The sequence below is a fragment of the Neptuniibacter sp. genome, assembly GCF_024231755.1.
Taxonomy (GTDB): Bacteria; Pseudomonadota; Gammaproteobacteria; order Pseudomonadales; family Balneatricaceae; genus Neptuniibacter.
The window spans coordinates 148659-160123 of sequence record NZ_JAAEQH010000279.1 but is presented as its reverse complement, the minus strand read 5'-3'; the positions used below and the strand labels follow the sequence as shown (position 1 = coordinate 160123).

Sequence of the window (11465 nt, the reverse complement as noted above, 5' to 3'; positions counted from 1 at the left end):
AGTGCTTTGGCAACCGAGTGTAGGTTGCCCATGCCATAGTCGATTACTGCAACAGTCGACATAACTTACAAACACCCCTTAGTGGATGGCATTACATCCGCTGCGCGCGCATCAATTTCCAACGCAAAACGCAGGGCACGACCAAACGCTTTAAAGATTGTTTCCGCCTGGTGGTGCGCGTTAAAACCTTTCAGATTATCGATGTGCAAAGTCACGCCCGCGTGGTTCACAAAACCCTGGAAGAATTCCCAGAACAGTTGCGTATCCAGCTTGCCAATACTGGCACGGGTGAATTCCACATCCATCTCCAACCCCGGACGGCCAGAGAAATCGATTACCACACGAGACAGCGCTTCATCCAATGGGCAATATGCGTGGCCGTAACGCATGATGCCTTTACGATCACCTACCGCTTCTTTGAATGCCTGACCCAGAGTAATACCGATATCTTCCACTGTGTGGTGATCGTCGATGTGTGTGTCACCTACCGCATGGATATCCAGATCGATCAGACCGTGACGGGAGATCTGCTCCATCATGTGCTCTAAGAAAGGCACACCGGTTTCTGCCTTAAATTGGCCAGTACCATCAATATTTACCGACACAGTAATCTGTGTCTCCAATGTATTTCGGCTTACCTTGGCTGTACGTTCCGCCATGGTTATCTCCCGCTAGTTTGAACAGAGCGCCGATTATACAACCATCCCCAAATTCATGCACTTTTCAGCATACAAATAGAAGCAAAGCCCTCATCTCTGCACTATCTTTTAAGTAATCTTAATTTCCACGTAGAGCTTTGCCGATGGATGAAGTAAGCCTTCAGCAACTCCTTAAAGGCAATCACCGGGCTCTGTTATTGGTGATTGATGCCTTGCCTTTTCCCATTTATTACAAAGATCGGGAGGGATTCTATCTCGGTTGTAATAAAGCTTATGAAGAGTATGTCGGCGCAAAACGCGAAGAGATTATAGGTAAACAGGTCTACGATCTGTTCGACAAAGTTCCAGCCTCTATTTTTGATGCTTCAGATAAGGAACTGATCGACAATCCCGGTGTTCAAGTTTACGAAACTCCTGTACACCGCTCCAAGCAAGAAACCCGCTACGTTAAATTTGAAAAAGCCACATTTGTGAATGAGAAAGGAGAAGTGGCAGGTTTAATCGGGGCAATCATAGACATCACCGAGCAGAAAAATCTGGAGGCCAAACTCAAACGCCTCGCCTCTTATGATGATCTAACCGGCATCTACAACCGCCGAGAGGGTCGTAAACAGCTTAAACGTTTGTGCAAAGATGCCGCCCGTAAAGAACGCCCCATCTCCGCTATCCTACTGGATCTGGATAATTTCAAAGCGATCAATGATGGCTACGGTCACGACACTGGTGACATCATATTAAAAACCGCTGCTGAGTGCCTAAACCGTTACTCACGAGCGAATGATGTACTCTGTAGGTATGGTGGAGAAGAGTTTTTAATCATTCTTCCAGAAACCTCGCTGGAAGATGCTGCCGTTATTGCAGAGAGGTACAGAGAAAAGCTATCCCAAATCGAAGTTCAGATAACCAGCTCCGAAACCCTGCGAGTAACCGCCAGTTTTGGTGTAGGTGAACTTGATCTTGAGTTCACTGATCGCGACCTGATGCTAAAACAAGCTGACCTAGCTCTTTACCGCGCCAAAGACCAAGGCAAAAACCGGGTCTGTTACTAGCTTAGCTGTAACAATTGCCAGACTTTTTCACAGATTGCCAAAATATTCATTCCCCCTTCAGCCTGTAGCGTTGAAACTTCATCAATTCCGTTTATGCTTCCTCTTATCTTTCAGTCTTACCAAGGAGAGAATTAATGAAAGGTTTACTGAAACTCGTCGCAGGGCTCGCCGCACTGATTGTTGTGGTCATTGTTGCTGGCGGCGCTATTCTCGGTGCTTTTTTTGACCCGAACGAATACAAACCAGAAATTGAAACCGCAGCACTGGATCAAGGTGGGGTTGAGTTAAAAATCAACGGTGATATTGGCTGGTCTGTTTTTCCTTGGTTAGGCCTGGAAGTTAATAAGATTGACGTTAAATTCCCGGGCAAAGCTGACCTTGCAAGTCTCAATCAGGCTCGTATATCTGTTCGCCTACCGGCACTTATGTCTGGCAACGTTGAGATGGAAAGCGTTGTCGTTGATGGTTTAAAACTGAATCTGGTTAAAGAGAAAGATGGTTCTGCTAACTGGGCTGCAGAAGTAAGCACCAATCAGGGTAAAACCGCAGCCGAAAGCAAACCTGCAAACGCGGGTGAAGCAGCAGGCGGCGCCGCAATCGCTCTGGATATCGACAGCATTCAGATCACTAACGGTTTTATCAACTATCAGGATAAGACAACTCAGACTGAAGCCACTCTGAACGACTTCAACATGACCTCCGGTCAGGTGGTAACCAATGCATTCTTCCCAGCCGAGCTTAGCTTTAACGCAGTGCAGTCGGTTAAAGGTGAAGAACAGATCAAAGCCAACGCTAAACTGTCTGCTGAATTCTTTCTTGATCTGGAAAACCAGCTGTACAAGATCAAAGGTCTGGACAGCAACCTGACCGTTGGCGGCAAACCATTCGGTGGCAAATCTCTTGAGCTGGCAACTGCAGCAGATATTGAGGCAGATCTGGCTAACCAGTCTGCTCAACTGAATAATCTTAAATTCTCTGTAGCTAACCTGAATGCAACCGGCAACGTAACTGTTAAAGATTTTGCAGCTCCGCAGATCAGCGGTAAGTTGGATGTGGCCTCATTTGAATTGAACAAACTCCTGACCGCTGTTGGTCAGGCAGAAGTTAAAACCACTGATCCTGCCGTACTTAAAGCGATCAGCTTTAATACCGTTCTGGAAGGCCCTGCAAATACAGTTACAGCAAAAGCGATCACTCTTAAACTTGATGATACGACCTTTAACGGGTCTGCAGGCTTTAACCTGGCCAACGGAGCGATCACGCTAAACCTGCAAGGTGACAAGATAGATGCTGATCGTTATATGCCACCTGCAACGGAAGGTTCTTCCGAGAAAGCCACATCGACTACTGGTCAAGGTTATTCAAAAGCTCCGGTTATCCCGGTTGAGGCACTAAAAGCACTAGAACTCGATGCAAAACTAGGTCTTAAAGCTCTGCACGTATCCAATATGGATGTAAGCAACATTGCATTGCAGGTAAGTGCTCACGGCGGGCTGATCAAGGCTAGCAAAATCGATGCAGACCTATATGGCGGTTCGGTACGTAACAACGTAACTGTAGATGTTCGTAACAAAACACCGCTCATAAAATCCAACAAAACCATCAGCGGAATTCAGATTGGCGATATGCTGAAGGCCGCTGCACAGGTTGAACAGTTAACAGGTACATTCAACTCAAAATCCAATCTGACACTACGCGGCAACTCGGTTCACGACTTTGTGAACAGCGTAACCGGTACCGCAAATGTGAATATGAAGGATGGTGAGGTGCATGGCATTGATATGGCTCAGACGGTTTGCCAAGGCATGAACAATGTTAGCTCTTTGGGTATCAATACCAAGGAAGTTGACCGCTCTACGCCATTTGCCAATATGGGCGCTTCTGCAAATATCAAAAACGGTGTTATCAGTAATAAAGACCTAAAAGCAGCACTGGATGCGATGGTCTTGAGCGGCAAAGGCACTGTCAACCTGCCAAAACAGCTTCTGGATTACCGTCTAGGCTTTATGGTTGAGAAGAACCTGTTCAAAGAAACCTGCTCCTTCCCGGATAAACTGGAAGGTGTAGAGATTCCAATCGACTGTAAAGGTAGTTTCAACACTCCACCAGCTGAGCTGTGTAAGCCTGACTTCAGCTTCATTACTAACGCAATGAAGAAACAGGTTAAAGAGAAAGCGAAGAAGAAAGTGGAAGAGAAGCTGAAAGGCAAACTAGGCGACAAACTTAAAGGGCTGTTCTAACCGCAAATGACACCTGAGCAATTCTCCAACGCCGTGCTGGAATGGTTTGACCAGCACGGCCGTCATGACCTGCCCTGGCAGGAAAAGAAAACAGCCTATAACACCTGGATATCCGAGATTATGTTGCAGCAAACTCAGGTTGCAACTGTGATCCCCTATTACCAGCGTTTTATGGAACGCTTCCCTAACGTAGAAGCATTGGCAGAAGCCGAGCAGGATGAGGTGCTGCACCTCTGGACCGGTCTGGGCTACTACGCCCGTGCCCGTAATCTGCACAAGACAGCTCAAATAGTCGCTTCAGATTTTCACGGCTTGTTCCCGGAAACCGTTGACGAATTGGAGGCCTTACCCGGTATCGGCCGCTCAACAGCTGGCGCAGTATTGTCTATCAGCACAGGAAAGTGGGCCCCAATACTGGATGGTAATGTAAAGCGAGTGCTGGCCCGTTTCTACGCACTGGAAGGTTGGCCAGGAACCACTGCGAACCAGAAACTGCTCTGGGGGTATGCAGAACAAAACACGCCTCGTGACCGTACAGGCGAATATACCCAGGCGATGATGGATCTAGGGGCTACGCTCTGCACCCGAAGTAAACCCTCTTGCCTACTCTGCCCTCTTCAGAAAAATTGTGAAGCGCTGAAGCAAGGTAAAACCGATCAGCTACCGGCCCCTAAACCAAAGAAAACCATCCCGGTAAAACAAACCTATATGCTGATGCTGCAACAAGGCAATCCAAAAGAAATCTTGCTCTATCAGCGTCCACCTACAGGGTTATGGGGAGGTCTATGGAGTTTTCCACAGGTTGCAGATCTACGTGACACACTAAATGAAACCGGACTAGAACTGGATGAAGATAGCATCCAGACACTGGAACCAATGCGCCACACCTTCAGCCACTTCCATCTGGATATAACCCCAGTCAAAGCCAGGGTAAATACCCCTACAGACTCTGTCATGGAAGGAAAACCGTTGCTCTGGTATAACATAGAGCAACCAGAAAACGTTGGCCTGGCAGCACCAGTAAAAAAACTGCTGCAACAACTGGCTGACTCTTGATAGTTTGGAGCAAGACACATGAGCCGCACCGTTTTATGCCGTAAGTACAAAGAGGAACTGGAAGGTCTGGATCGTCCTCCATATCCAGGTGCTAAAGGCCAGGAGATCTACGACACAATTTCTAAAAAAGCTTGGAAAGAGTGGACTGATCACCAGACCATGATCATCAACGAAAAACACCTCAGCATGATGGACCCATCTACCCGTGAATTCCTGCAATCCGAAATGCAAAAATTCATGGATGGCGGCGATTACGAAAAGGCTGAAGGCTACGTTCCACCATCAAAATAGTTTTTTTGTAACAAGTGGTTGACAGTTTTCAATGAAGACGGTTTAATACGCGCCACTTGAGTTGCCCAGATAGCTCAGTCGGTAGAGCAGGGGATTGAAAATCCCCGTGTCCGTGGTTCGATTCCGCGTCTGGGCACCACTTACTTTCCAAGGCTTGTAGAGATGATTGCAGGCCTTTTTTGTCTCTGGAAGTACTCATATGCCCAGATAGCTCAGTCGGTAGAGCAGGGGATTGAAAATCCCCGTGTCCGTGGTTCGATTCCGCGTCTGGGCACCACTTCCTTGCTTAGTAATTCCCCATTCTTATTTTTAACATATCTCTGCTTGAAATTTATCTGGGCGGAACGAACACGTTCGATTATTCGAGCATTGCGCTTACCCTTCGGGCCATTGCCTACCCGGCAATGTTGTAATGACTTTCGGTCATTGCTCCGCGTCTGGGTACCACTTATTCCCTTCTAGATTCTCTCTTGAGTTAAGTACCTAGCAAGTTTGTATTTCTCAGGCGTCATCGAACCTAGTTAGATTATTCGCTTCGCTCACCCTTCGGGCTATCGTCGTTGCACTCCGATGTGTGAATGCCTACGGCATTGATCTGCGTCTGGGCACCACTTTCCTGCTTAATAACTCCCCATCATTATTTTGACTTTTCTTTACCTGAAATTTATCTGGGCGGAAAGAACACGTTCGATTATTCGTGCATTGCGCTTAGCCTTCGGGCCATTGCTTAACCGGTAATGTTGTAATGACCTTCGGTCATTGCTCCGCGTCTGGGCACCACTTTTTTAAAGCCTTGCTATAAGCGGGGCTTTTTTGTGCCCAGAGGCTGGATGAGAATCACGACTGTGGTTCGACAAAATGCGCCCAAAGAAGCATTTTGAACAAGCAAGTCTGCTTGCGCAGCCCTCTCGCCAAGGAGGGGCTTAATTTCCCAAAAGGGAATTAAGATCATTCCACCTTATAACTCATTCCCCATAAATATATCCCCCGTACCACAGGTCTTCTTCCAGCGATTTCAAACAGGCAAATGAGCAAGCAGATTTTAATTCAATGAAAAATAAGGCCAGAAATATGATGCTTTCGATTTATCAAACATAATCCTAAAGAAGGATACAACCACACTAAAAATGTGTATATTCGAAAAAAACAAAAATAAATCCCAAGTCGCAAACATGAAAAAAAATCTGCCGGTTACTCAAGTAGAAGAGAACTACAGTAGCTCTCTAAACATCCTCTCAACAACGAACCTGAAAGGAGCTGTCACTTACGTTAATGATGACTTCATTAAGGTCAGCGGTTTCACTCAGGAAGAACTCTTAGGTAAAAACCACAATATCGTCCGTCACCCTGATATGCCCCCAGCAGCTTTTGATGACCTCTGGAGTACCGTAAAGGATGGTAATTCCTGGATGGGAATTGTTAAAAATCGTTGTAAGAACGGGAATCACTATTGGGTTGATGCCTATGTAACCCCGATTGAGCGCAATGGTGCTGTCGCAGAATATCAGTCTGTTCGCCGCAAGCCAGCCCAGGAATATGTTGACCGGGCAGAAAAGATCTACCCCTCATTAATGCAGGGAAAAATCCCTAGCTGTGTAAAAGCAGGTTTGAGTCTACCGAATAAAGTTTTACTTGCTGTTCTTATTCCCGCATTAATAGCTTCCGTTGTGGCTTTTCTGACTAATCCCGAGCCGATCACCGTTGCTGTTTATTATCTGATTGCAATGTTCATTAGCCTAGCAACCACGTTTGTATTTTTTAATCCTTATAAACAGCTAGTCAGCCATTCACAAAAAATCGCCAACAACCCTGTAGCCAAATATATCTATACCGGACGCAATGATGATATTGGCCAGTTACTACAAACGATAAAAATGCTGGAGTCGGAAACGGCGGGTTTAGTTGGCAGGATTTCAGATTCTGCTGGGACCTTAACAACGGGCGCCTCTGGTTTAAGTGCTGCTGTAGGCCAATCTGAAAGTGGCGTTAGAAAACAATTTGCAGAAACAGACCAGGTAGCTGCAGCGGTGAATCAGATGTCTGCCAGCATTCAGGAAGTTGCAGGCAATGCCCAGAACAGCTCCTCTGCAGCATCAGGCGGTTTCGACGAGGTGATAAAAGGCAAAAAGGTGGTTGATGCGAGTGTTCAGTCTATCCAGAGGTTAAAAAATGAGATCGCCCAAGCCGCCGAAGTTATCTCTGAAGTGAAAGAGAGTAGTAACAACATATCGACAATACTTAATGTGATTGGAGAGATTGCAGATCAAACCAATCTTCTGGCTTTAAATGCGGCAATTGAAGCAGCCCGAGCGGGGGATGCTGGTCGAGGCTTTTCGGTAGTCGCTGACGAGGTTCGCTCCTTAGCAAGCAGAACACAGACGTCCACTGAAGAAATTCGTCAGATGATCGAACGATTACAATCCAGTGCGAGCAAAGCGGTTGAGGTTATGCAATCTGGTCAGCAACGTACTGATGACTGTGTCATCCAAAGCGAACAGACTGCTGTATCCTTGGATGAGATTCATGCTTCGATTGAACTGATTAATGATATGAACACGCAGATCGCCTCCGCAGTTGAACAGCAAAGCTCGGTCGCCGAGGAGATCAGTCGCAGTGTTTACAGTATCCGAGATATGTCAGAACAGAACTTAGAGGCAGTGGAAACAAGTTCGAATACCAGTAACGAGATGCTGGAAATTTCCACAGGGTTCTCTGAATTGGCTGCTCAATTCTGGGCCAAACAGCACTAAGCTAACTGAGATGAGATCCCATCTTCTGGAGCTCTCCCAACTAAGCAGAAATCTAGAACTAATTACCTTATAATTAAGCAAGATTGTCCGTCCTGCACACTGGCGTGTCAGCATGCAGGCGGACCACCTCTTCCCTCGCCATATCTGATCCACAAAAGCGATATTCCAAACTTTGAAGGTGTGAGGTGTAAACACCGCAAGATTGCTAGACACCTCGCAGATATAGAAAGCGGGTTTATAATTGATTCTTATGTAGACCTTGAGCTCACCAGAATAACCTCAGCTCAGCCTTAAAAGACATAATGCGTATTCATCAATAAATCGATACAATTCTTCCCAAATTCTTACCCTAACCACTTAATAAAGTAACTCATTGCATGTAATGGACTACTAATGGAAAAGAATACTTTTGAAAAGCTACTAACAATCAAAATTGAAGCATGGGTTATCTTACTGCTTGTTTTGATCCTTCTACCATTTCTGGTCTTTTCTACATGGGCTGTATGGCATAAAGCAACAGGCGGAAACGATAGCGGTAAAGTAGGTGATACTCTTCAGGACTTAGCCAAGCACACAGATCCATATTTCAAACTGCTCTTTTCCGAACAAAGCATTCAAGAGATCGTGCAACCGCAATTAATGTCTTTCGAAGAGTTCAGCGGTTTTAAAGTTTATGACAATGCTCAAGTGGATTCTGGTAGCTTGCTGGTATCTGCATATAGCGATGAGAATTCAGTCAGCTCAGTCTATCTGTATGACATTTCGGAACAAAAGATCCTGCATGAGTGGGTTCCGCCAGTGAATGAACTGTTGAACCAGACCTCCTTTAGAAATGACCAAAGTAAGAAGTTTAATTTCCGCTCTCAACACCCGCTTTTACTTGAAGACGGAAGCATTGTAATAACAAGCGGTGAAGGCCCCCTTTTAAAAATCGATTCTTGCGGAAAATTACAGTGGTCAGCCGATAGGCATTTTCACCATACCATTGAGCCATCCGAAAGTGGTGGATTCTATGTTCCAATAGTTTCCAGCGAGATTAAATTACCTTTCCCACTGCGTAACGATGCAATAGCGAAAGTATCTGCAACCGGCGAAGTCCTTCAGGAATGGTCTATCTACGAGTTACTGATACGCCATGGATATGCAGATCTTCTTCATGGTTTCGGCATGATGGAACGGGACCGCATCCATTTAAATGATGCTGAGGTGATTTTCCAATCAGATAATTTTGTCCAAAAGGGCGACTTGATGTTAAGTGTACGTAACCTCTCCATGGTTTTAGTATATCGCCCTTCTACTGATGAGATAGTGTGGTTAGAAATTGGTCCCTGGCTTAACCAACATGACGTAGATTACCTAGGTGATGGCATCTTCACTATCTACGGCAACGACATGATACGTAATAAGGATACAAGCTACTCGTTCACTGGGTTTAACACCATTTGGAAATACGACCAAACAACCGGTAAAACCAGTGAATACCTTTCCCTAAAAGAACATCAAATCAACACAATTACCGAAGGTCGACATAGGGTTTTAGATAATGGTGATATCATCATTGAAGAAACCAATGCAGGTCTTATCCATCGCGTAAATAAAGACGGAAAGTTATGGAGTTTTGTTCATAGCTTAAAACAGGGTAAAATCGGAGCCCTACACTGGAGCCGTTACCTTACAGCAGAAGAATCAGAGTTCACTTGGCTAGAAGGTTTACATTGCAACTAGAGTTCTATAACTGATGATTCGTTTATATTTATTGATCGCGCTGACTTTTCTAGCTACACCTGCATCGGCTTACCTGGGCCCAGGAATGGGAGCTGGTGCTTTTGGTGTATTCCTTGGGATTATCGCATCACTTTTTATCGCGATTTTCGCTATTGTTTGGTACCCCTTAAAGCGTTATCTGAAAAAACGTAAACAAGCAAACACTGAAGAAGAAAACCCAGGCAATGATGGCGACTGTAAGGCCGACCAGTGAGCCTACTGCTCTTAGCTATAGCTGCAGCCCTAGGTGTTTTGTTTTTCCAGTGGACACCTTATAGTAGCTTTTTCAAAGACATCGTTACTGGCATAAAAAAGTCTGTACATGTCATTACCTGTAGCAAGATCAGCGACCATTGGAAGGAGCGCTGCCTACCTTCATACTCCATCATTATTCTTGTCTCTAGCCTTAAACTCCTTGCTGCCTTTTGTACTCTCTTTGTTCCATTTGGGGCTTTGATTCTGTTTTTTCAGAGCTCAGATTTTGATCTAGTATCAAAGAGTCTGACCTTGGAAGGGATAACCGTTTCTACTCTATCAGCTCTAATCACCTTTGCCTCTCTGACCTACTTCGGTAAGCAGCCCGCAACACAAGGTTACTCCTCTGCCAGCAAGTTACTGCACCAACTCGTTTTATCGCACCCAGCTATTGGCCAGTTGCTGTTTGAAATAGAATCTACTTCCAATAAGAAACAGATCACCGAACAACAAGATCAACGGCATGTATTTGTTTCTGGTCTAGCCAGGGCAGGCACGACTATATTGATGAGGGAAATTTATAGTTCGGGTCAGTTTTCATCGCTTACCTATAACGATATGCCCTTCGTTTTAGCACCAAACCTCTGGCAGAAATTACGCGGAAAAACCGAAAAAGGTGAGCTTAAAGAGCGCTATCATGGCGACGGAATTCTGGAGGATTATGACTCGCCTGAGGCTCTTGAAGAAGTATACTGGCGCACCTTCAACAGTGATAACAATGAAGAAAAGCTGGTCCTAACTAAAGATAGAGTGGAGACTTCTACTCTACAGAGTTTCGCTGAATATATAGCATTGATTAAGCTCTGCCACAAAAATGAACGCTATCTATCAAAAAACAATAATAATACTTTACGCTTGGAAGCTCTGGCATCCCACTTCAATAGTTCTGCTTTTCTCGTACCATTCCGTTCTCCCATTCAACAAGCCTTATCACTAAAACGACAACATAGCTTTCTATGCAGTTCCCAGGCTAAAGATCCTTTCGTTAGAAAATATATGAAATGGCTCTCACACAACGAATTTGGCATAGATAAGAAACGCATGAATCCCGAAGGAGTTGCCTTCAGTTATGAAGACAAGGAAGATCTGAACTACTGGTTAGAAGAGTGGATTGCTGTTTATAGTTATATTCTTGAAATATCTGACCAGCATGAGTCAATCTTGCCAATAAGTTATGAATTACTCTGTGAAGAGACCGAGATTTATTGGCCACAACTACTGAACAAGCTAAGCCTTGTTACTTCAACTTATCCTGAACTATCGCTTTCCTCCGCACCTACAGAAATGGCCGTAGATTCCGAGCTCTTAAAGAAAGCGGAAGAGATCTACTTCCAACTAAACGATACCTTTAAGCAAAAGCTAGCTTAAAGGTATCTGATCAGTTTTGCTGACTGTCACTTC

9 protein-coding genes and 2 tRNA genes are annotated in these 11465 nt (G+C 45.1%); 10 read left to right on the top strand and 1 reads right to left on the bottom strand.

Annotated features, from left to right (window positions below; translation table 11 throughout):
- Positions 1 to 65 precede the first annotated feature (65 nt).
- Positions 66 to 659 (bottom strand): imidazoleglycerol-phosphate dehydratase HisB, encoded by a 594-nt coding sequence (gene hisB / locus GY843_RS16480; RefSeq protein ID WP_297311186.1) that lies wholly within the window; start codon positions 657 to 659, stop codon positions 66 to 68.
- Between the two features lie 143 nt (positions 660 to 802).
- Between hisB and GY843_RS16475 the strand changes: the two genes are divergently transcribed.
- From GY843_RS16475 to GY843_RS16430, 10 genes are all read left to right on the top strand, one after another.
- A complete protein-coding gene (locus GY843_RS16475; RefSeq protein ID WP_297311184.1) occupies positions 803 to 1708 on the top strand; it encodes a GGDEF domain-containing protein in 906 nt (301 codons plus the stop codon).
- Positions 1709 to 1842: 134 nt separating this feature from the next.
- Entirely contained in the window at positions 1843 to 3948 is a 2106-nt protein-coding gene (locus GY843_RS16470; protein ID WP_297311182.1) for an AsmA family protein, read from the top strand.
- Between the two features lie 6 nt (positions 3949 to 3954).
- Entirely contained in the window at positions 3955 to 5004 is a 1050-nt protein-coding gene (gene mutY, locus GY843_RS16465; RefSeq protein WP_297311180.1) for an A/G-specific adenine glycosylase, read from the top strand.
- An 18-nt stretch (positions 5005 to 5022) separates the two neighbouring features.
- A complete protein-coding gene (locus GY843_RS16460) occupies positions 5023 to 5295 on the top strand; it encodes an oxidative damage protection protein (protein ID WP_297311178.1) in 273 nt (90 codons plus the stop codon).
- A gap of 63 nt (positions 5296 to 5358) precedes the next feature.
- A tRNA-Phe gene (locus GY843_RS16455) sits at positions 5359 to 5434 on the top strand.
- A 62-nt stretch (positions 5435 to 5496) separates the two neighbouring features.
- A tRNA-Phe gene (locus GY843_RS16450) sits at positions 5497 to 5572 on the top strand.
- An 895-nt stretch (positions 5573 to 6467) separates the two neighbouring features.
- On the top strand, positions 6468 to 8045 hold the full coding sequence (locus tag GY843_RS16445; protein WP_297311176.1) for a PAS domain-containing methyl-accepting chemotaxis protein: 1578 nt from the start codon (positions 6468 to 6470) through the stop codon (positions 8043 to 8045).
- Positions 8046 to 8438: 393 nt separating this feature from the next.
- A complete protein-coding gene (locus GY843_RS16440; RefSeq protein WP_297311174.1) occupies positions 8439 to 9770 on the top strand; it encodes an arylsulfotransferase family protein in 1332 nt (443 codons plus the stop codon).
- A gap of 13 nt (positions 9771 to 9783) precedes the next feature.
- The gene (locus GY843_RS16435; RefSeq protein ID WP_297311173.1) at positions 9784 to 10023 is read left to right on the top strand and encodes a hypothetical protein; all 240 of its coding nucleotides are present in this window, start codon (positions 9784 to 9786) and stop codon (positions 10021 to 10023) included.
- The gene (locus GY843_RS16430) at positions 10020 to 11432 is read left to right on the top strand and encodes a sulfotransferase (RefSeq protein ID WP_297311172.1); all 1413 of its coding nucleotides are present in this window, start codon (positions 10020 to 10022) and stop codon (positions 11430 to 11432) included. Before GY843_RS16435 ends, GY843_RS16430 begins: the two co-directional genes overlap by 4 nt.
- Positions 11433 to 11465: the final 33 nt, after the last annotated feature.

Bases quoted from the DNA above. Each gene is read 5' to 3' on its own strand.
- hisB (WP_297311186.1), bottom strand. From the start codon at position 659: ATGGCGGAACGTACAGCCAAGGTAAGCCGAAATACATTGGAGACACAG.
- GY843_RS16475 (WP_297311184.1), top strand. From the start codon at position 803: ATGGATGAAGTAAGCCTTCAGCAACTCCTTAAAGGCAATCACCGGGCT.
- GY843_RS16470 (WP_297311182.1), top strand. From the start codon at position 1,843: ATGAAAGGTTTACTGAAACTCGTCGCAGGGCTCGCCGCACTGATTGTT.
- mutY (WP_297311180.1), top strand. From the start codon at position 3,955: ATGACACCTGAGCAATTCTCCAACGCCGTGCTGGAATGGTTTGACCAG.
- GY843_RS16460 (WP_297311178.1), top strand. From the start codon at position 5,023: ATGAGCCGCACCGTTTTATGCCGTAAGTACAAAGAGGAACTGGAAGGT.
- GY843_RS16445 (WP_297311176.1), top strand. From the start codon at position 6,468: ATGAAAAAAAATCTGCCGGTTACTCAAGTAGAAGAGAACTACAGTAGC.
- GY843_RS16440 (WP_297311174.1), top strand. From the start codon at position 8,439: ATGGAAAAGAATACTTTTGAAAAGCTACTAACAATCAAAATTGAAGCA.
- GY843_RS16435 (WP_297311173.1), top strand. From the start codon at position 9,784: ATGATTCGTTTATATTTATTGATCGCGCTGACTTTTCTAGCTACACCT.